Origin of the sequence: Nocardia sp. NBC_01503, from assembly GCF_036327755.1 — a bacterium.
Lineage (GTDB): Bacteria > Actinomycetota > Actinomycetes > Mycobacteriales > Mycobacteriaceae > Nocardia.
This window is the reverse complement of the sequence record NZ_CP109596.1, coordinates 6,824,771-6,845,484: the sequence shown is the minus strand read 5'-3', so window position 1 is coordinate 6,845,484 and position 20,714 is coordinate 6,824,771. Positions and strand designations below refer to the sequence as shown.

Annotated in this window: 20 protein-coding genes; 9 read left to right on the top strand and 11 right to left on the bottom strand. The window is 66.5% G+C overall.

The genetic code is table 11. The features are described 5' to 3' along the window. Positions 1–43 precede the first annotated feature (43 nt). From OHB26_RS31360 to OHB26_RS31340, 5 genes are all read right to left on the bottom strand, one after another. Positions 44–1,075: a DUF6670 family protein gene (locus tag OHB26_RS31360; protein ID WP_330180864.1), complete on the bottom strand. Its 1,032-nt coding sequence runs from the start codon at positions 1,073–1,075 to the stop codon at positions 44–46. 84 nt (positions 1,076–1,159) lie between these two features. Continuing rightward, entirely contained in the window at positions 1,160–1,549 is a 390-nt protein-coding gene (locus OHB26_RS31355; RefSeq protein ID WP_330180863.1) for a DUF2568 domain-containing protein, read from the bottom strand. Continuing rightward, positions 1,546–3,663: an MMPL family transporter gene (locus OHB26_RS31350; protein WP_330180862.1), complete on the bottom strand. Its 2,118-nt coding sequence runs from the start codon at positions 3,661–3,663 to the stop codon at positions 1,546–1,548. Before OHB26_RS31350 ends, OHB26_RS31355 begins: the two co-directional genes overlap by 4 nt. Further along, positions 3,663–4,190 carry a hypothetical protein gene (locus OHB26_RS31345; protein ID WP_330180861.1) on the bottom strand — a complete coding sequence of 176 codons (528 nt, stop codon included), beginning with the start codon at positions 4,188–4,190 and terminating at the stop codon, positions 3,663–3,665. The genes OHB26_RS31350 and OHB26_RS31345 overlap by 1 nt, the downstream gene beginning before the upstream one ends. A gap of 142 nt (positions 4,191–4,332) precedes the next feature. Continuing rightward, a complete protein-coding gene (locus tag OHB26_RS31340; protein ID WP_330180860.1) occupies positions 4,333–4,704 on the bottom strand; it encodes a hypothetical protein in 372 nt (123 codons plus the stop codon). 245 nt (positions 4,705–4,949) lie between these two features. Between OHB26_RS31340 and OHB26_RS31335 the strand changes: the two genes are divergently transcribed. From OHB26_RS31335 to OHB26_RS31325, 3 genes are read left to right on the top strand one after another with little or no spacing between them, the layout of a single operon-like run. Further along, positions 4,950–5,957, top strand: coding sequence for a YncE family protein (locus OHB26_RS31335; protein ID WP_330180859.1), 1,008 nt, complete (start codon positions 4,950–4,952; stop codon positions 5,955–5,957). Beyond that, positions 5,957–6,220 carry a DUF5703 family protein gene (locus OHB26_RS31330; protein ID WP_330180858.1) on the top strand — a complete coding sequence of 88 codons (264 nt, stop codon included), beginning with the start codon at positions 5,957–5,959 and terminating at the stop codon, positions 6,218–6,220. The genes OHB26_RS31335 and OHB26_RS31330 overlap by 1 nt, the downstream gene beginning before the upstream one ends. Positions 6,221–6,252: 32 nt before the next feature. Beyond that, positions 6,253–7,332, top strand: a complete 1,080-nt coding sequence (locus OHB26_RS31325) for a quinone-dependent dihydroorotate dehydrogenase (RefSeq protein ID WP_330185835.1) — start codon at positions 6,253–6,255, stop codon at positions 7,330–7,332. 113 nt (positions 7,333–7,445) lie between these two features. On the opposite strand, the gene OHB26_RS31320 is transcribed toward OHB26_RS31325, so the two are convergent. Together OHB26_RS31320 and OHB26_RS31315 are read right to left on the bottom strand one after the other, a co-directional pair. Beyond that, entirely contained in the window at positions 7,446–7,868 is a 423-nt protein-coding gene (locus tag OHB26_RS31320; RefSeq protein ID WP_330180857.1) for a hypothetical protein, read from the bottom strand. A gap of 172 nt (positions 7,869–8,040) precedes the next feature. Next, complete coding sequence (locus OHB26_RS31315) at positions 8,041–8,319, bottom strand: hypothetical protein (RefSeq protein ID WP_330180856.1); 279 nt, start codon at positions 8,317–8,319, stop codon at positions 8,041–8,043. 476 nt (positions 8,320–8,795) lie between these two features. Here OHB26_RS31315 and OHB26_RS31310 point away from each other — a divergent pair, with 476 nt between their 5' ends. The 4 genes from OHB26_RS31310 (at position 8,796) to OHB26_RS31295 (ending at position 13,938) form a co-directional block, all read left to right on the top strand. Then, the gene (locus tag OHB26_RS31310; RefSeq protein ID WP_330180855.1) at positions 8,796–10,259 is read left to right on the top strand and encodes a carbohydrate kinase family protein; all 1,464 of its coding nucleotides are present in this window, start codon (positions 8,796–8,798) and stop codon (positions 10,257–10,259) included. Between the two features lie 75 nt (positions 10,260–10,334). Next, on the top strand, positions 10,335–11,234 hold the full coding sequence (locus OHB26_RS31305; RefSeq protein WP_330180854.1) for a GTP cyclohydrolase II: 900 nt from the start codon (positions 10,335–10,337) through the stop codon (positions 11,232–11,234). A gap of 88 nt (positions 11,235–11,322) precedes the next feature. After that, a complete protein-coding gene (locus tag OHB26_RS31300; RefSeq protein WP_330180853.1) occupies positions 11,323–11,943 on the top strand; it encodes a GTP cyclohydrolase II in 621 nt (206 codons plus the stop codon). 165 nt (positions 11,944–12,108) lie between these two features. Further along, on the top strand, positions 12,109–13,938 hold the full coding sequence (locus OHB26_RS31295) for an AMP-dependent synthetase/ligase (RefSeq protein ID WP_330180852.1): 1,830 nt from the start codon (positions 12,109–12,111) through the stop codon (positions 13,936–13,938). Positions 13,939–13,992: 54 nt separating this feature from the next. On the opposite strand, the gene OHB26_RS31290 is transcribed toward OHB26_RS31295, so the two are convergent. Further along, positions 13,993–15,306, bottom strand: coding sequence for a phthiocerol/phthiodiolone dimycocerosyl transferase family protein (locus OHB26_RS31290; RefSeq protein ID WP_330180851.1), 1,314 nt, complete (start codon positions 15,304–15,306; stop codon positions 13,993–13,995). A 128-nt stretch (positions 15,307–15,434) separates the two neighbouring features. Between OHB26_RS31290 and OHB26_RS31285 the strand changes: the two genes are divergently transcribed. After that, the gene (locus OHB26_RS31285) at positions 15,435–15,992 is read left to right on the top strand and encodes a TetR/AcrR family transcriptional regulator (protein WP_330180850.1); all 558 of its coding nucleotides are present in this window, start codon (positions 15,435–15,437) and stop codon (positions 15,990–15,992) included. Positions 15,993–16,198: 206 nt separating this feature from the next. Here the strand turns inward: OHB26_RS31285 and OHB26_RS31280 are convergent, their stop codons facing one another. The 3 genes from OHB26_RS31280 to OHB26_RS31270 form a co-directional block, all read right to left on the bottom strand. Next, positions 16,199–16,735, bottom strand: coding sequence for a YbhB/YbcL family Raf kinase inhibitor-like protein (locus OHB26_RS31280; protein WP_330180849.1), 537 nt, complete (start codon positions 16,733–16,735; stop codon positions 16,199–16,201). 27 nt (positions 16,736–16,762) lie between these two features. Beyond that, a complete protein-coding gene (locus OHB26_RS31275; RefSeq protein ID WP_330180848.1) occupies positions 16,763–18,112 on the bottom strand; it encodes a M20/M25/M40 family metallo-hydrolase in 1,350 nt (449 codons plus the stop codon). Between the two features lie 140 nt (positions 18,113–18,252). Beyond that, complete coding sequence (locus OHB26_RS31270) at positions 18,253–19,470, bottom strand: hypothetical protein (RefSeq protein WP_330180847.1); 1,218 nt, start codon at positions 19,468–19,470, stop codon at positions 18,253–18,255. Between the two features lie 177 nt (positions 19,471–19,647). Between OHB26_RS31270 and OHB26_RS31265 the strand changes: the two genes are divergently transcribed. Further along, positions 19,648–20,694 (top strand): phospholipid scramblase-related protein, encoded by a 1,047-nt coding sequence (locus tag OHB26_RS31265; RefSeq protein WP_330180846.1) that lies wholly within the window; start codon positions 19,648–19,650, stop codon positions 20,692–20,694. Positions 20,695–20,714: the final 20 nt, after the last annotated feature.

Here is a 20,714-nt window from a genome sequence, read left to right as displayed (position 1 = left end):
GCCGACGGAGCGGATCGACGGATGGGCCGAGAGTGCCCGACGGTCAGCGGCAGTCGATGTACTCGAGGTAGGCGCGGCCGGAGACCTCGCGGCCCAGGTAGGTGCCGGTGTAGTCGTAGGTGCCGACGAACCCGGCGCCGAGCCCATAGGAGTAGTCACCGCCGGCCTTGCCGTCGACGGCGATCAAGTCCCGGCCCTGGTCGTCGAGTACCCGCCACGACAACGAATTCGGCAGTCGCATCGTCCGGCCGTCGGGGGTGCGCCGCGGCTCGGCTTCGAATTCGCGTACGCGGAAGTCGAAGCCGCGGGTGAATACGCCGCCGTAACCGTCGAGTGAGCGCAGATAGACCGCTTTCTGGATCGGGAACCCCGCGGGACCGAGGACCTGGACCAGCAAGGCCTGTGTGCGGTCGTCGAGGTTCAGGACATGGTAGGTGAAGAACTTCGCGGGCAGCTTGGGTCGGGTGGAGGCCCTCACGCTGTGCGTTCCGACACCGGCGGCGTATTCGACTGTGCACAAACCCTGCACCTCGACACGCTCACCGCGATAATCGATTTGACCGCGATAGGTCGACAGCAGGCTCCAATGCCGGTACAGCGCAGGGATGTTCGCGAAGTGGGCCACCTTGTCGGTGGCCTCGATCTCGAGTTCGACGGTGATCTCGGGATGGGTGCGGCGCACCGTGAAGTGCGGGTAGGTACCGGCGATGACGAGTTCCTCGCCGAAGCGAAGGTGGCTGCCGTCCGAGGCGAACTCGCAGTCGCGATCGATACTGTGCACGAGGAACTGCCCGTCCGCCATGGATGCGGTCGCCGAGGAGGTGTACACCGTGTCGGACGGGGTGGTTGTGATCGCGTGATCATTGGCGAAGATCGCCACTCCGGGCGTCCCCAGGATCGACATGACCCCGAACGAACGGTGCGGTTCGGGCAGATCGGGCACCATGACCCCGTAGTGCACCCAGTTCCGCCGCCGCCCGGACGGCGGGCTCATCGACCGGCCGGAATCGAAGGGGGAACCGTTCACCCGCCCGGTTCGATTCACCAGACCGACCAATCGTTGCGCCTCGACCATCGATAGTCCTCCACTCTCCCGGCCGGCTCGGGCGAACCCTACCCGGAAGTAATATCGCGGCGCGGTGCCACGCGCGAATGTGGGCTACTCGTCCTGTGCCGCGCGCAGGGCATCGGCGGCCTGCTCGGTGTACACCTGATCCCACGCGATGCGCAGGCCCGCATTGCCCAGCCACAGCAGGAACAGCACCGCACCGGCGATCGGATGCCAGGCGAAGCCCAGCAGCACAGCCGCGGCACCGAACCAGACGACCTCGAGGACCGCGCGCTTCCAGCCGCGCACCGGGATGCGCGCGTCATGGGCCGCGCCGAAGACCGCCCACACCACCACGAACACCGCCGTCGCCACGACGGCGGCCGGAATGCGCACGATCAGCGGGGCGTCCAGGCGTAAGCCCCACGCGATGGCCGAGCCCAGTACGCACAGCTCGAGCAGGAACATCAGGAGCAGGTTCGCGCCCTTGAGAACAGTCACTTCCACACCAGTTTCAGCACAGCCGGGGTGAGCAGCATCCGGATGACCGTGGCGTCCAACAGCAGCGCGGCGATCATGCCGTAGGCGATGTACTTCATCAGCACCAGATCGGAGAATCCGAAGGCGCCCGTCACCACGATGAGAATAGCTGCGGCGGAGGTGATCACGCCGCCCGTATGCGCAATTCCATACCGGATGGCCTCTTTCGGCGAGGCGCCGTCCGCGCGAGCCTCGGCCATGCGCGATTGCAGGAACACCTCGTAGTCGGTGGACAAGCCGAACAGCACCGTCACGATCAACACCAGCACCGCGAACATCAGCGGGCCGGGGGTGAAATCGAACAGCCCCGCACCGTGACCCTCCACGAAGATCCAGGTCAGGATGCCCAGCGTCGCGCCGAGTGAGAGTGCGCTCATGACAACGGCTTTGATCGCCAGCACCAGCGAACGGAACGCCGCGTACATCAGCGCCAGCGCCGCGGTGATCAGGATCGCGGCCAGCAGTGGCAGGCCCTTGATCAAACCCAGGATGCTGTCGCGTTCCAGGGCGGGCACCCCGGCCACCATCACCCGCACCCCGGGCGGTTCGTCGATCCCGCGCAGCGCCGACATCACCGTATCGGCGTCGCGTTTGTCGACCAGACCGCTGCCCAGCACCGTCACCGCGTCCTTGGTCGGTGCGACCGGATCGAACGGCCCGGTCATATGCGCCGCGCTCACCTGATTCGCCTCGTACCGGATATCGCTGAGCTGCTGCGGATTCGCGCCCACCACCACGAGTTTGAGCGGTTCGGTGCGGAACTGCGGGAACATCCGATCGAAGTCCTGCTGCGCCACCCGCGCCGAATTGTCCGAGGCCAGATAGCGTTCGCTGAGCCCGCCGAACTCGATATGGCGGAACGGCAGGATCAACCCCAGCAGCACCAGCACGATCGGGGCGATCACCAGCCACGGTTTGCGCATGGCGAACAGCGCCAGCCGGGAGAAGAATCCGGCGTCGATCTGCTCGGCGGTGCGGATACCGGCCAGCCGATGCCAACCCCACAGATCGATCCGGCGGCCCACGATGCTCAGCGTCGCGGGCAGCGCGGTCACCGACAGCACCGCCGCCAGCAGCACCGAACTGATCCCGCCCAGCGGCACCGAGCGCAGTACGCCATTGGGGTAGATGAACAGCGCGCCCAGGCTCACCGCGATGATCGCCGCCGAGAACAGCACGGTGCGCCCGGCCGTGGCGACGGTGCGCGCGGTGGCCTCCTCCACGGTGCGCCCGGCCGCGAGCTCCTCCCGGAATCGGGTCACCGCGAACAGGCCGTAGTCGATCGCCAGGCCCAGGCTCACCAAAGTGACCACCGCGGAGGCGAAGACGTTCACCTGTAGATGATCGGTGAGCATGCGCATGATGCCCTGGGTGCCCAGAATCGTCATCCCGCCGATGAGCACCGGCAGCAGCGCCCCCACGATGCCACCGAAGACGAAGTACAGCAGGATCGCCACCAGAGGCAGCGCGATCAACTCCGCGCGATGGATATCGTTCTGCATCCCGGTGTTGATGCCCTCGACCACCGGCTGCATACCCGCCAACTGCACGGTCGTCCCGCCCGGCCCGGAACCCGGTGCGCCGGCGTGGAATTCATCCTTGATGGCCATGTAGTTGTTCACCGTGTCGGTGCCACCGTCGCCCTTCAAACCGATACTGGCGAAGGCGTGCGTGCGCGAGGCGTCGGCGAACTGGCCCATGAGCGCGCCGTCCCAGTACGAGTCGATCTTGAGGATCTGCTCGGAGTGGCTGCCGCGCAACCGATTCAACTCATCGGCGACCGCGCTGCGCACGGGTTCGTCATCGAGGGTGTGCCCGGCGGGGGCGGTGTAGAGCACGATCAGATCGCTGTCGGTATCGCGCCCGAAGGTGGAGTCGGCGAGTTTGGAGGCGGCTACCGATTCGCTGGACTCGTCGAACCAGCCCTCCTGGGTCAGATGATCGCCCAGATCGCGCCCGTAGCACCCCGAGGCCAGCACCGCCAGGGCGAACAGTCCGAACACCAGATACCGATTGCGGTGGATCAGACGCCCCCACCGCAGCGAACGCGAAGAGTGCGTGCGGGTTTCGAGCATCAGCCGCAGGCCGCGGTGCGATAGTCGGCCGAGCGCAGAATGCCGCACAGATCGGTGCGCGAGATCTTCCAGCGCCCGTCCTTGTTCACGAAGTGCACCACCGTGGTGCGCACATTGGATCCGGTGCCGTCCTTGTCCAGGCTCAGCGTCGCGGTGAGGGTGCCGTCGTGATTGTCGAACACCGGGTCCCGGACCCCGTACACCGCGCGCGGATTGTCCTGCAGCGCCTTGTACATATCCGGGATGGCGTCCTTGAACGCCTCACCGTCCTCGATGAGCGCGGTGCGCTCGGCATCGGGCAGATTCGGATCCAGCGCCGATTTGATCTGCGCGTCCAATTCCGCGGCGGTCGGAATCGGCGGCCGGTTCGCGCTCGACGCGGCGGCGGCCTGCGAGGAGGAGCTCAGCGCGGCATAGGCCGAGGAGCGGGCCGCATCCACCGACGCCTCGTCATCGGAGCCACCGCAACCGCTCACGGCCAAGGCCAGGAGAATCAGTGCTGCTGCGGCCGGTCGTCGAAGTGCCATCAACTTCCTCATGCTCGAACTGCGGGTGCTTGCCCACAGTCAATCATGCGCACGCCCGGAACCTGACTGGTGAGTCACATACGCGGGACGAGGGTGTCGGCCGTCATGCGCGCAGCCGGCCGCCGGACTCGCGCGCACCGCTTCACATTCCCTCGATGACCGCGCTCAGACGGCCCAACAGTGCTCGCACGGTGGACGCTTCGAGGGGCTGGGGCGGGCCGACGGGCACCGCCTCGGGGATGAGATCGCGCACCAGGGCGATGATGCTGCGTTCGTCGTCGAGGTCGATATCGGTGACCCGGGCCACGGCCACCGCCACCACGTCCTCGGCCGCGGGCACCTCGGTATCGAGGTCGGGCCGGTAGATCTCCAGGGTCAGGGTGGACCGCACCGTCCGGAACGCGAACGAGCGCCCGTCACCGGTGACCCCGAAACCGTGCGCGTACCGGCCCACGGTGACGTCCTCGACGGTGAAGTCGGGCGTCCCGGAGCCCGCGGTGTGGTCGGTTACCAACGAATCTCCCTGCCAGCGCCACTATTTACCCTTCACGGTAACCGTTGCCCCCGACAACCCCGCCGAAACCCCATGTCACGTCATGAATTCCGGGTGACGGCGCGCCACGCCGAAAAACCCGCCCATTCGCCTGGCGCATGACGGCGCGCCGCCGACCAAGACCCCGCCCACCGGGCGTTGTCGGGCACCATGGTCAGATTAGGTAGCACGCATACGTTTTGTCGGTCAGGTAAGGAGTTCGCTGCATGCGCCGTCGCGGCTGGATCCGGTCGGCCCTCGCGGGCGCGGCCGCGCTGACCCTGCTGACCGGATGCTCCTCCGGCGAGGACGGCGGGGACAAACCGACCATCGCACCCGCGACGCCCGCCACCGCGCCCGCGGTCACCGGCGTCCCGACCGGGCAGGTGACCCCGTCCACCGCGATCAGCGCGCTGCTGGCCGAACCCTCCACCGGTGTGCTGGCCGTGGTCACCGATGCGGGCAGGACACTGACGCTCATCGACAAGACCGGCACCAGAACCGTTGCCCTGCCCGGTGTGGTCGCCTCGCTCGCGGCGGGTAAGCCCGGGGAGATCCTGATCTCGGCGCCCGGCAAGATCATTCGCCTCGACACCGCCACCGCCAAGACGACCGAGGTCGCCCTCGACGGTGATGTGCGCTCGGCCGCCGTGCGCGCGAACGGTGATCTCGTGGCCGGACTCGGCACCGGCAAGGTCCTCATAGTGGCCCCCGATGGTGCTGTGCGCGAAAGCATTTCGGGTCTGGTCTCCGCCGACGCCATCGACACCTGCACCGATACCGTGGTCGTGCTGGACCGCCGCCAGACCGCCCTGACCGAGCTCAACCTGCCCGACAAACGCCTGGGCCTGACCCTGCGCACCGGTGACGGGGCGGCGAACATGATCGGCGATCACTTCGGCCGCCGCATCGTCACCGACACCGCGGGTAACGAACTGCTCGTCTACACCGCCGATCCATTGGTCCTGCGCCAGCGTTTCCCGGTAGGCTCTTCGCCCTACGCACTCGCCTACGATCAGCGGTCCGAGACCGTGTGGGTGACGCTGACAGGCAGTAACGAAGTCGTCGGTTACGACCTGTCGACGGGTATACCGGTAGAGGTGGGGCGCTACCCGACGGTGCGCCAGCCCGATTCGGTCACCGTCGACGCGTCCACCGGTGACCTGTTCGTGGGATCCGCGACCGGTGACGGTCTGCAACGGATCACCGCGGACCAGCGGAAGAGAGGGCAGTGATGGCTCGGGCCTCACGATCGGCGCGCCAGTCGCGCACACTACCGGCCGGCTGGGAGGAGACCAGTGACGAGTACGAATACGTGCCGTTGCGACTACCTCCCGAAGTCAATCGCGTGACCGCCTCCATGCGCCTGGCCATTCAGGCCGAATACGGTGGCTGGGAGCTGTCGCGGGTGCGTGCCTACACCGACGGCAGCCGTCGCGTGCTGTTGCGCCGCCGCAAGAGTTCCCTACTATCCCCGACACCCGAGGCGGTGATGTAACCCGCATGTCTTACTCGACCCCAGCCGAGCGCCTGTATGGGCTGCTGTTGAAGGCGATGTTCCTGCTCCCACCCGAGCGCATCCATCATCTCGCCTTCGCCGCGATGAAACTGGCCACCCGGTTCGCACCGGGCCGCTGGCTCACCTCGAAACTGCTTGTCACACAGGATCCGATACTGGCCTCGCGGGTGTTCGGGGTCGACTTCCCGAGCCCACTGGGGTTGGCCGCCGGATTCGACAAGAACGCCGAGGGTGCCGACGCGTGGGGTCCGCTGGGCTTCGGGTACGCCGAGATCGGCACCGTCACCGCGCAGGCGCAGCCGGGTAATCCCGCGCCGCGACTGTTCCGGTTGCCCGCCGATCGCGCGCTGATCAACCGGATGGGTTTCAACAATCACGGTGCCGCGGCCGCGGCGGCGAACCTGTCGCGCCGGCGCGCCGGGGGGATTCCCATCGGCGCGAACATCGGCAAGACCAAGATCGTCGAGGCCGCCGACGCCGCCTCCGATTACGCCACCAGCGCCAAACTGCTCGGCACGCTCGCCGATTTCGTGGTGGTGAACGTGAGTTCGCCCAATACCCCGGGCCTGCGCGATCTGCAGGCGGTGGCCTCGCTGCGCCCGCTGCTGCGGGCGGTGCTCGATACGGTGTCGGTGCCGGTGCTGGTCAAGATCGCCCCCGATCTCTCCGATGACGATATCGACGCCGTCGCCGATCTGGCGGTGGAGTTGGGGCTGGCCGGAATCGTGGCCACCAACACCACGATTCGCCGCGACGGGCTGAACACCCCCGCCGAGCAGGTGTCCGCGCTCGGTGCGGGTGGACTCTCGGGTCCGCCGGTGGCCGATCGGTCCCTCGAGGTGCTGCGCCGGTTGTACGGCCGCGTCGGTAGTCAGCTGGTGCTCATCTCGGTCGGCGGTATCGAGACCGCCGAGCAGGCGTGGGAGCGGATTCTCGCGGGAGCCTCGCTGCTGCAGGGGTACACCGGATTCATCTACGGTGGACCGTTCTGGGCGCGGCGCATGCACCGCGGCCTGGCGGTCAAGCTGCGCGCACACGGCTATTCGAGTCTGAGCGAAGCGGTCGGCGCGGGTCACACCACCCGCGCCTGAGGCGAAACCGCTTGCGGGCGTGCGGGTTCGCCCGCCCGAGCCGCGGCGACCGGACCGTCCACCCGGGGCGGTCTACCGTGTTCGCCGCGAATACGTCGTCGAGGCAAGCGATTTCAGGCCCACAGGTGTTGTGAGCGGGCTCCGGAGGTGGCGTGGGACAGGGCGCCCGGTGGCAGGGTGCCCACATACCAGCCGCGCATGATCGACTCGGGGAGTTCGGCGTCGGTGCCGTACGGGATCAGATCGTCGTGATGCATGCGCTCGGCCATGCGCTGGGCGAGCATGACCACCGCGTGTTCGACCGGAATGCCCAGGCGCGCCGCGCGTTCGGCGGCCTCGGAATGCGCGGCGTCATCGAAGACGATCTCCGGATCGGACAGGATCTCGTCCAACTCCATTCCGGCGTGCGCCTGCGCACGGGTCAAGCGCTGCTCGGGGAGCCAACTCAATGACCACACATCCTCTCTTTGCGCGCGGCGCGCGAATTCGGGGGTGATGTCACTGGTCATCTCCCGATGGGTGATATCGATTGTCACTGCGGGGTCCTCCCTGGGCCGAGCCGGTTTGCATCCTCATGGGACACCGGGCGTTCGGTATTTCAACATTCCCCAACCCAGCCCGGTCCGTCGGAAATGTCCAGGCGCACTCCGATACGCCGCCTCGCCGGTGAGGTTCACTGGCTCATACGCCAGCCGGAGTCATGGTCGATCACGCTCTCCCCCGCTCCATCATCCGCTGATGCAGCACCGCCATGACGTGTTTCACGCTGGTTCCCAGCTGGCTCGCAAGAACCTCGGCGCGCTCCCCCGGCTCGGCGCTGGCGCTGCACAGTTCGGCCAACTCCATGGCATCGCGCGCCTGTTCGAACGTCAGCGCCACCTCGGGCCACCAACTCAATTCCCAGGCCGGTTCGCCCGGATCCGCGCGCCGGCGCGCCCATTCGGCGCAGCTGCTACTGGTGATCGATCGACTGCTCTGGTAAATCACGACGGTTCTCCTCGTGGTGAAATGCCGTCGTGTGGCCACAGGTCTCTGGAACCCGGAACCGGCCGATCGAATTGTGTTGATCAGCCGGTGATGTCGCAACCGGCGCGATGTGAGCGCCGACGACGGCTTGGCTGGTTGCCTGGAATGTCCAGGCGGCTGGATATCTGCCTACGGGGCAACGGTATTCGGTTCCGGTTCGGAATCGGAGTCGCGTCGGCCCACCTTGCTGCCCCACCGTATTCGTCGCTTGAGAACAACCGAACCTGACACCAGAACCTCCGAACTGTCTGGTGGAGGCGTAATTTCGCCTAACCTAGGATGGCATTTACCGTTCAGGTCCGGCAATTGCCGATGCCACAAGGGAATTGACGATTTGTCTGTTCGCCAAACCTGACCGGCGGTATTCTTGGGAGCGAATGATGGGACCTCAGACTCCACGCCGCACCGCCCGTGCAACGGCACCGCAGGACCCGAGCATGGTTGCAGTGCGAGGTATTCTCACCCGCCTGCGGAAGCGGTCCGGACTGAGCCCAGATCGCTTGGACAGCACCGAGATCGACATTACAACGTTGCTGCAGCTCAGCGTCGTGCGACGCTACGTACACCTGAGCGGGATGGCCCCCAGGCCAGCGCTACTGCGGGTGATCGCTCACGTCGCCCGGCAGCTGCCTCCTACCCAACAGTTGATAGTCGATGCCGAGCTGTGTTTGGGGTTGTATGAAGGGCAGCCGACCAGCCTGGTCGATACCAGGCGACTGTACGCGCCGGATCTCGGCGATCGCCGCGTCTACCTGACCGAACAGTGGGAAGGGCTGCACCGTGCGCTGGGAGTGGCTGTGGCGCCCCCAGCACCGAGCGTGCGAACCCTGCGTGACGCACCCGAACAGCAGGCGTTCACCGCGCTCGCGGAGCTGCTCACCGCCGGATCTGAGCTCGATATCGTGCGGATGGCGGAATTGGATGCGGGACAGGCGAATACGACGCCTCGTCGTGGCACCGTGACCGTGATCGGTGATGCCGTGACCGATTTGATCAACGTGGTGGAGACTTTCCCGGAGCCGGGTGCCGCGCTCTGGGGCGATTTCGACAAGCACCCCGGCGGAAAGGGACTCAACCGCGCTGTCGCACTGGCGCGGCTGGGGTTCGATTCGCGGCTGATCGCGACGATAGGCGCCGACGCGGCCGGACGAGAGATCGTGGAGTACCTGCGAGAAGAAGGTGTCGACACGAGTTTGGTGAAGGTGACCGCCGGCGGGACGACCCCTGTCACCACGGTGATCGAGACGCTGGGGGGTCAATCTGCCTATATCGCGTTCAAACAGGATCGGCTGCGGCTTACCGAGTCCGATCTCGCGAGCCCTGCCGTGCGGGGTGCGGTCAGGCGCTCCGATGCGGTGCTCGTGACCTGCGAGCAGCCGATCGATATCGTTGCACGAGTCCTGGCGATGGTGCATTCGATGGACCCTCGGCCGTGGCTGATCATCAACACCTCGCCCCCGACGGTATTCCCTCGGCATATGCACGAGCATCTGGAGGCGGTCGACTACCTGATCGGGACTCGCAGGGAAGTCGCGGCGACCTGGCCGAACAGTTCGGTGGATCAATCGACGAATCGGCTGTTGCAGTTGGGTGTTCGCGCGGTGTGCATCCTGGAGGATTCCGGCTGCAGGGTCCGATCGCTCGGCGTTGATGTGGTGATTCCACACATCGACAACGGAACACCCTTTGTGGCAACCGGAGCGTCATCAGCTTTCACCACGGCGCTGGTCTACCGGTTGACGACTGCCAGGCGTCCTGCCGAACGCTCGGACTTCGAGTGGGCTGTGCGGGCAGTGTTCGCACGCCTGCCGGTGCTCAATATTCCCGATGCGATGCCGTCCGCGGACCGGATTGATCGGATGGTGGCCACCGAACCGGACACCAGACACGGCAGCCCATGATCGGCTAGGTGACCGCTCGATTACGTGCCCGTGTCGCGTCGCGCGAGCCCTGCCGGATGGGTGCATTATCGTCGCGTGCGTCTTGGTTGGGGCTCCGCGCCCTCCTCAGCCCTGGGAACAGACATCGCTACCGCATCAGGCTCGGGCACTCGGCATGCCTTCACCCGGGCGGGCCGTGCGATCCCGGTCGAGGTGGTGGAGATCCATTCCGGCGAGGGCGGTGGGCACGCTCTGGTGTTCGGGACGATCGGCGACGATTGCCTGGTCCGTATTCACTCGCGATGTCTCTATGGCGATGCGTTGTCGTCCGACGACTGTGATTGCGGCCCCGAGTTGTCGGCGGCTGTGGACATGATCCAGGCGACCGGCGGTGGGGTGCTCATCTATCTCGAACAAGAGGGCAGAGGTGCCGGATTGGTCGCCAAAGCGCGAGGGTATCAGCTCAGCCAGTGCAGCGGCCGGGACACCTTCGCCAGCTATGCGATGCTCGGATACCCGCCCGATGCCCGCACATACAGCGCGGCCGCGTCGACACTATGGAGTCTGGGGCTCAGGCGGATTCGGCTACTGACCAACAATCCGGAGAAGGTGTCGGCTGTGCGCGCTGTGGGCATCGAGGTGGAACGATTGCCATTGCGCATCGTGCCGCAGAATCGGGCGGCCCATGCCTATCTGGAGGCCAAGCGGCGCGCCCGCGGGCACCTGCTGCCTCAGCATTGGTGGGTGTTTCGCATGGCGAACGCACTTGTGCTGGTGGTGATCACGACTACCTTCATCGGATGCTGCGTCTCACTGGTCGCCGTCGCCGAGGTCGTCGCGATCGAACGGCTCGTGCTGCTGGCGTTCATGTGGGCGGCGAGCCTGTGGGGATGGCCGCGTACCCGGTTCATTCGTGCGCGAATTCGCTTGCTCAGCAGTCGTTTTACCTTCTTTGAACCGAACTCGACAACGGTGGACGACGACATTCGGCCATAATTGCCAGAGGCACACATGAGCTGGAGCGGCCGTGAAAGAGCTTCAGGCGACTGCACATTCGCTGACGCGCAAGGGGCGTGAGTTATCCGTGCGGGTTGACGAGGTGCGGACGGAGCTCGACACCGGAGCCGGGGAGTTGCTCGGTCACATACTCGTTTTCGGAGATCCGGACGAGGGATGTCTGGTGCGGATTCATTCGCGTTGTCTCTATGGTGACGCCCTGGGCTCCCAGGACTGTGATTGTGGAGCCGAACTCGATATGGCCATGGACATGATCCAGGCCGAAGGCCATGGCGTGCTGGTCTATCTGGAGCAGGAGGGCCGGGGGTCCGGGCTCATCGTCAAGGCGATGGGATTGCGGTTGGGCGCGCAGACCGGTGTGGACACCTTCACCAGCTATCGGATGCTGGGCCATCCGATCGATTCGCGCTCGTATGGGCATGCGGCGCAAGCCCTGTCGGGGTTGGGACTCGCGGCGGTGCGGTTGATGACGAACAATCCGGACAAGGTGGCGGCGCTGGAGGCGGCGGGGTTCGAGGTGCGTACGGTGCCGCTGCTGACCGAGCCGCGGAGTGAGCGGGCGCGGCTGTATATGGAGTCCAAGCGTGAGGTGTGCGGGCATCGGTCGTCGGTGAGTGCGCAGCGGTGGCCACGGCGGGCGGTGCGGGGAGCGTGGGGCCTGGTACGCAACGCCTATTCCGCCGGGTGAGCGGTTTGAGAGAGCGCGCGTAAAGATGTTGCACGCGACACAGTCGCCGGTTTCTGACTAAGCTGAGTGAGCCGCGCCACAGGAACCCGTGGTCGACCCGGGGTTCGCGCAGGTCGGATGGGTGTGCGTGTGGCGGGTGTAGCGAGAGGCAATCGGAAAAGGGTTATGACGACAGATATCGGCTATCCGCACAAATCGGGCAAAACGGTCTATACGATTCCGGCGGCGTTTCAGGAGACGCTGACGCTGCGTCCGGAGCAGATCGCGATCAGGACGGTGGGGGGCACCCGGGAGATCAGCTGGCGCGAGTACGGGGAGCAGGTGCGCAGTATCGCCGCCGGGCTCGCCGGGCTGGGTGTGAAGCACGGGGATACGGTCGGGATCATGCTCACCAATCGGCCGGAGTTCAATCTGGTCGATACCGCCGCGCTGCACCTGGGCGCCACGCCGTTCTCGATCTACAACACCAGCTCCGCGGAGCAGATCGCGCATCTGTTCACCAATGCCGAGAACAAGGTCGTCATCACCGAACCGGCGTTCCTGGACGCGGTGCGCGGGGCCGGGGTCGAGCTCGAACACATTGTGCTGGTGGAGGGTTCGGCCGCGGGCACCCTCACCCTGGCCGAGGTGCAGGCCGCACCCGCCCCGGATTTCGACTTCGATGCCGCCTGGCAGGCCGTCACCGCCGATGATCTGGCCACGCTGATCTACACCTCCGGCACCACCGGCCCGTCCAAGGGTGTGGAGTTGACCCATCGCAATGTGGTCGCCCAGATCGTCGGCCTGGTCGCCGGACCGCTCACCGTCGGGCTGGACGATCGCTCGGTGTCGTATCTGCCCGCCGCCCATGTGGCGGACCGGATTTCGGGGCATTGCGCGAACCTGTTCACCGGCGTGCAGATGACCTGCGTCCCGGACCCGCGCGAGATCGCCGCCGCCCTGCCCGATGCCCGGCCCACCGCGTTCTTCGGTGTGCCCCGGGTGTGGCAGAAGATCAAGGCCGGTATCGACGCCAAACTCGCCACCGAGTCGAGTCCGGTGAAGAAGGCCATGGCCAACTGGGCCATCGGGGTGGGCGTGAACGCCGCGCGCGCGGACCTGTCCGGTGGCGGGCGCGGTCTGCTGCTCGATGTGCAGCACAAGCTGGCCGATGCCCTGGTGCTGTCGAAACTGCGGCAGGCGTTGGGCTTCGACGAACTCAAGGTCGCGGCCTCGGGCGCGGCGGCCATCCCGCCCGAAACCCTCGAGTACCTGCTCGGGCTCGGCTTCGTCGTCACCGAGGTGTGGGGTATGTCCGAGACCTCCGGTGTCGGCAGCTACACCCCGCTGGACAAGCCCAAGCCCGGTACCGTCGGAATTCCCCTGGTGGACACCGAGGTTCGACTCGGTGGGGACGGCGAACTGCTGGTGCGCGGACCCATCGTCACCCGCGGCTACCGCAAGATGCCCGATAAGACCGCCGAGGCCATCGACGCTGACGGCTGGCTGCACACCGGCGACGTGGCCACCATCGACGGCGACGGATACATCACCATCGTCGATCGCAAGAAGGAACTGATCATCACCGAGGCGGGAAAGAACCTGTCTCCCACCAATATCGAGAACACCGTCAAGGCGGCGTCCTCGCTGGTCGGTCAGGTGGTCGCGATCGGCGACGCCAAGGCGTACATCGCCGCGCTGATCGTGCTCGACCCCGATACCGCCGTGGTGCGGGCCAAGGCGCTGGGCACCCCGGACGCGGATCTGAAGACCCTCGCCACCCGCCCGGAGATCATCGAGGAGATCAAGGCCGCGGTGAGCACCGCCAACGCCAAACTCGCACGCGTGGAACAGATCAAGCGTTTCATCGTGCTGGACGCGGGCTGGGAGCCCGGCGGTGACGAACTCACCCCGACCCTCAAGCTCAAGCGCAGCCCGATCAACACCAAGTACGCCGCGGAGATCGCCGCGCTGTACACCACCCCCGCACCGGACAATGTCGTGAACGTGTCCTGAGCTCGATAGCACGGTGGCCCGGACGAAATCGTCCGGGCCACAGTCGTTTTCCGGTCAGGCGTGGGCCGCGGCGCCCATGTCGATCCGGCGCAGCCGCTCGGTCATGGCGGCCGCGATGCGCTCCATCTGCACGTGACTGTGCTCGGCGGTGTCGTACTCGACCTGAATGGTGAGGCGGCCCCCGACGGTGAACAGGGTCATCTTCGGCGGCATGCCCGGTGCCATGGCGAAGATGTCATCGCGGATGAACTCCACGCCCGCGGGCAGCGAATGCGCCGGTACCCGGCCGATATTGGACAGCGCCAGGGTCGGCGGCGCGGTGAACAGGGCCGTGGTCACCGGATCGAGTTCGCGCTGCGCGGCGCGCATGAACATGGCGGGGAACCGGGCCTGTGCGCTGGCGTGCATACCGGCGGCCACCGCCACCGCGATCTCGACCGGATGCGAATCCGCATCCACCAGTACCGGCGTTCCCGCCCCGGCCGCGCAATTGAGGACGGTCGATTCCGTCAGGGCGGGAACCAGATCCGGGCGCAGATCCACCGCATGCCCGCACATCATCGGCAGCAGTCCCGCCCCGGGGACGAACTCGGTGCGTACCGCGGCCAGTGCCGCCCCGGCGAGCAGGCTGTTCATCGAAAACCCCTGTGCGCGAGCGGAGGTGACGAGCGCGCCGGTCTGCTCAGCGGTCAATGCGATGCGGCGCATGGCGAGTCGCCCGCTGCGATCACCCCCACTGTGACCATCACGGGGCAGATGCACCGGTGCGGCGGCGGGATCCATGGCCAGCGCGCCCGCGCGCACCATCTCCACGAAGGCGTCGACCTCGGTATCGTCGATCAGGCGTGCGAGCTGGGTGTCGACCCCGTCGGGCAGGTCGTAGCCGCACTCCGGTGGCGGCAGTGGCGATCCCGAGACGCGCGCGGTGTAGCGCCGCCACATCTCGTCGAGCAGTGGGAAGACCGAGCGCCCGTCGGCGATACCGTGATGCAGGATCAACACCACCTGCGTCTCATCGCGGTCGCGCAGCACCTGGGCGCGGAAAAGCCCTGCGCGCCAATCCTGTCGGGTATTCACCAGCGTGCGATAGGCATCCGCGCCACCCGGGATCACCTGCACGTTCGGCGCATAGGAATCGTCGAGTTCGAACCGCGGCACCCCGTCATGACCGGTGACGACCCGGGCGCGCAGCAGCGGATGTGCGGCGGCGAGTTCGGCGAGGACCTCCCGCAGTGCGGCGGGGTCGATCTCTCCGCGCACGGTGCTGCCGATGAACAGCGGCATACCGCCGACGGGCACACTGCCCAGTCGGGTGTCCTCGCCGAAGTAGGTGATCTCGAAGGGGGAGAGGGGTCGCTGTGTGCTCATGATTTCCGGCTTTCCTGCGGTGGACCTGGCGAAATCGACCATACACACGTTTCAAACACCTGTCACAGACAAATGTGTGAAACCAATGTCACAAACGATCGTTTGAATCCGCTGGTATGCTTCGCGAGGTGGGAACCCGAGAAGATCTGCTGGCCGGAGCCAAACAATGCCTGGCCGAGCGCGGCCTGGCGCGCACCACCGTGCGCGATATCGTGGCCGCCTCCGGCACCAACCTGGCCGCCATCAACTACCACTTCGGCACCCGCGACCAGCTGCTCAACCAAGCCATGCTGGAGTCCACCGCCGAATCGGTGAGCCGCATCCTGACCTCACTGCCCGAGGGTGACGACCTGGATTCGCCGCAGCGGCTGAAATCGTTCTGGGACAGGCTGATCGAATCCTTCGGCCGCGATCAGGCGCTCTGGTCGGCCAATGTCGAGGCCATGGCACAGGCCCTGCACTCCCCCGAGCTGCGCACCGAGATCGGCGCGGCGCAGGTCCGCGCGCGCGAGGGACTCTCGCAAGCCCTGGGCGACAACGACCCTCGCATCGGCGCGGTCGTGCAAACCCTGATCGGCGGCCTGCTCGTCCAGGCCCTCATAGACCCCGCGAACACTCCCACCGCTGATGATCTCGCAGCCGGAGTTCGTGCCCTGGCGGCACTTTCGGACCCCCACCACGACTGAGCCGCCGCTCCACAGTCGCCCCGCCCCGCAGGTTCATCCTGGCAACTCTCCCCCGGCATCCCGGCGGTTCTCTCTCCCGGCATGTTCTGGCATGTTCTGGCCGGGATCCACACCCGGGCAAAGCGCATTGCGAGGACAGGGCAGCTGCGCGCCGGAACAGCAGTGGCCCCGAGCGATTCGCCCGGGGCCACCGTCGAGAACGCGCTCTACTTCTGCTCGTGCGTGCCGATCAGCGTCGCGCGCCCGATGGCGTTCATGAACAGGTTGAACCCCAGGTACGCGGGCGAGGCGTTCTCATCGACCTCGAGCCGCTCCACGCCGACCGCGTGCACGACCACGAAGTACCGGTGCGGGCCGTGCCCGGCGGGCGGGAACGCGCCGGTGTACTCGTGCAGGCCCGCGTCATTGCGCAGCACGACCGCGCCCTCGGGCAGCGTGCCGCCCTTGCTGCCCTGTGCGGTATCCAGACTGGTGGTGGTGGCCGGAATGTTCGCCACCACCCAGTGCCAGAATCCCGAGGCGGTGGGCGCGTCCGGGTCGAAGACAGTGACGGTGAAACTCTTCGTCTCGGCCGGGAATCCGCTCCAGCTCAGCTGCGGGGAGATGTCCTTGCCACCCGCGCCGCCCAGCGCGCTGACCTGATCCATATGCAGCGGCTTACCCTCGCTGATCTCACTGGAGGTGAGGGTGAACTCGGGCAGTTGCGGCAGCGGGGCGTAGGGGTTGTATGAATAGTCGGGCACGGGGGCCGTCCTTTCGATCGCAGACCGTCAGCAGTTCAGTAGGAAGTGTTCCAGTACGCTCGCGCCGAACTCCAGTGCCTCCACCGGGACGCGTTCGTCCACACCGTGGAACAATGCGCTGAAGTCCAGGTCCGGGGGCAGGCGCAGCGGCGCGAAGCCGAAGCAGCGAATGCCCAAGCGCGCGAACGCTTTCGCATCGGTGCCACCCGAGAGCATGTACGGCACGGTGCGGCCGTTCGGATCATGGGCGAGGATGGCGGCATTCATGGCATCGACCAGGTGACCGTCGAAAGTGGTTTCGTACGAGTCGAGTTTGGTGATCCACTCGCGTTCGACATCGGGGCCGATGAGCGCATCGACCTCCTTCTCGAATTCGGCCTGCCGCCCCGGCACCACCCGGCAGTCCACCACGGCCTCGGCGGTCTGCGGGATCACATTGGCCTTGTACCCGGCCTGCAGCATGGTCGGATTGGCGGTATCGCGCAGGGTCGCACCGATAATGCGGGAGATGGTGCCGAGTTTGGCGAGCTGCCCCTCGATATCGGGGCTGGACGGATCGAAGGTCAGCCCGGACTCCTCGGCGACCGCGGCCAGGAATTCGGCCACCGAATCCGAGACCACCAGCGGGAAGGTGTGCGTGCCCAGGCGCGCCACGGCCTGCGCCAGGATGGTGACCGCATTGTCCTCGTGCAGGAACGACCCGTGCCCGGCGCGCGCCTTGGCGCGCAAGCGCATCCAGCCCAAACCCTTTTCGGCGGTCTCGACCAGATACAACCGGCGCTCACCGCCGTCGGGTCGCGGCACCGTCAGCGAGAAGCCGCCGACCTCGCCGACCGCCTCGGTGACCCCGGCGAACAGATCGGGCCGATTGTCGGCCAGCCACTGTGAACCCCAGCGTCCGCCGTTCTCCTCATCGGCCAGGAACGCGAAGACGATATCGCGCGGGGGCACCGTGCCCTCGATCTTGAACTGCCGGGCCACGGCCAGCATCATGCCGACCATATCCTTCATATCGATGGCGCCGCGGCCCCACACATAGCCGTCGCGGATGGCGCCGGAGAACGGGTGCACACTCCAATCCTCGGCCTGGGCGGGCACCACATCCAGATGCCCGTGCATCATGAGCGCCCCGCGGCTGGAGTCCGCGCCCTGTAGACGGGCGAACACATTGCCGCGTCCGGGCGCGCCGGACTCCACGTATTCGGTGGTATATCCCGCCTGATGCAGTTGATCGGCCACCCACTGCGCGCATTCGCGCTCGCCCTTGGTGGTCTCGAGTTCGCCGGTATTGGAGGTGTCGAACCGGATCAGCGTGCTGACCAGGTCCACCACCTCCGAGACGGCACGGGAGGTACGAGGTTCGCCAGTTTGGGACACGTCCCCTTTCCTACCATCTCGCCGCGTCCGCACCCCCGGCCCCCGCCGCCCCGGCGGTGCGCCCGCGCAGGTGGCGGCCACCGGCTCCGATTGAAATCATCGGTGGCCCAGCCCTTTCCCCGCGCCGGGAGATATGCGGGTCAGCGCAGTACGCGCAGGGTCATGGTGAGGGTGGCCAGCAGCGAGTCCAGGCGCTGATCGGCGATGCGTCGCTCCAGGATTTCGGGATCCAGCCGCGTGGAGGAGGCCCAGAGTTCGCCGATATGGGCTTGGGCGGCCACATCGGTGGCGGCCAGCACCCACAGCAGCGGCGCCCACAGGCGTGCGGCCTGGGCGATGGCGGGCAGCATGATCAGCGTCGAGGGATCCAAGGCCGCGAGCTGGGTTCCGGCGCGACGACGGACCTCGGCGGGGGTGCGGGCCAGGGGCTCGAGCAGGCCGCGCCAGAGCGCGATCTCACTGCTGCCGTCGACCGCGGCCACCATGGTCTCGGCCGATTCGCTGATCACCGGATTGAAGGCCAGTTTGGTCAAGGCCGACGGGCTCAGCTGTCCGGCGAATCGCAGCAGGTCATCGGTGGCGTCGGCGGCCAGGAACGTGGTGAGCAGATCGGCGATGGCCGAGGGTGGGGCGACCTCGAAGAGGATATCGCCGACCGCGGCGATCACATCGGGGGTGCAGCGTGCGAAGACCGACAGCGCGGCCAGGCGCAACTCCTTGGAGCCGTCGATGACCGTCGCCAGCAGTCGCGGAACGCGGTTGCCCGGCCCCGAGAGCAGTTGCCGCACAATCGCGCTGATGCTCTCCCCGGAGTAGGCGTAGGCGGCCGAGCGGATCAGGCCCTCGTCATCGGGGACGCCCTCCTCCACCGCGCGCACCAGATCCGGTGTGGCATAGGCCAGGAAGGGGCCCGCGGTGATGTAGTCGTGCCGCCGCAGCAATTCGTTGACGATTTCGATGACCGGTCCGGTGGGTGCCTGGTCGGCGAGCTGGCCGACGGTGCGCGGGTCCACATAGGGCGCACAATCGGCGGCGTACTCGATACTCAACCGCAGCAGCGCGTCGATGGCCTTGCGTGGATGCTGTACGCCGACCGCGCCCGCCGCGCGACCTGTCATGGTGGGCGGCACCATGCGCTGCACGATGGGCAGCGAGACCCCGAGCGGAATGATCGGCACCAGTGCGCTGATCCGCTCGAAAACCGGTGTGTGCTGGTCGAACAGTGTCCCGGAGATGCGCTGGTGGAGTTCGTCGAGGCGTTGTGCGCCGAGGCGTTCGAGATGTTCGAGGCGTTCGACGGGGACGTGCAGGGTCCTTGCCAGGAGTACGAGCTGGGCGCGGGTGACCAGATCGGTCATAGGCCGACCCGGGTCGCGGCAGCTCCGCCATAGGCGAATTCGACTGTGGCAGACATGTTTTCCCCGTCCTGCGGTGTCCTTGTCCGGACCGCCGTGTTCGACCGCTCATCATAGGTCGGCAGATGCGACGAAAACCGCAAATAGTGCAGACTCACAGGACCTCGTTAGGATGCGGCCATGAGTCATCCCGCGGGGTGGTACCCCGAGAGTCCAGGTTCGACGGTCTTGCGCTGGTGGGACGGCGCGCAATGGACGAATCACACTCAGCCGCAGCAGCAATCGGCGCAGGCACAGCCGCAGCAGGCCCAGCAAACGCAGGGGCAACAGCAGGAGCAGTACGGGCAGCAAGGTCAGCAGTATGCGCAGGCCGGACAGTCGCACGGGCAGCAACAGCAGGGCTATGCCAATCAGGGCCAGCAGCAGGGCAATCCGCAGCAGGGGCAGTACGCCCAGCCGAATCAGCAGTACGGTCAGCAGGGCCAGCAGTACGGTCAGCAGCAGTATGGCCAGCAGCCCAGTGACGCGCACGCCCTCGAGTTCGACATCGGCGGCGCGCACGATCCGTCCGCGATTCAGCGCCAGGTGCAGCAGCAGGCCGGGGTCGGCGCGACCCAGGCCGGTGGCGGCACCGTGTTCACCGAGCCGATCCTGGTGGTGAACCAGAAGGTCAAACTCATCGAAATGGCCAACGAGTACAGCGTTTTCGACCAGCACGGCCGCCAGATCGGCGCGGTGGTGGAGGTCGGGCAGAGCGCGCTCAAGAAGGCCGTGCGCTTCATGTCCAGCTACGACCAGTTCATGACGCACAAGCTGGAGATCCGCGACGGCCAGGGCCAGACCATGCTGCGGGTGACCCGCCCGGCCAAGGTCTTCAAATCGCGCTTCCTGATCGAGCACGGCAGTGGTCAGCCGATCGGGGAGATCATTCAGGAGAACATGATCGGCAAAATCAACTTCTCCTTTGTGGTGAACGGTCAGCAGATCGGCGGGATTCGCGCCGAGAACTGGCGCGCCTGGAATTTCATGATCCACGACCACACCGGTCAGGAGGTCGCCCGCATCACCAAGACGTGGGAGGGCCTGCTCAAGAATATGTTCACCACCGCCGACAACTATGTCGTGCAGATCCACCGCCAACTCCCCCAGCCGCTGCTGTCCATGGTGGTGGCCTCGGGCCTGGCCATCGACACCGCACTCAAGCAGGATTCGCGCGGCTGGGGCTGATTCCGCGCGCGAGGGTCGTG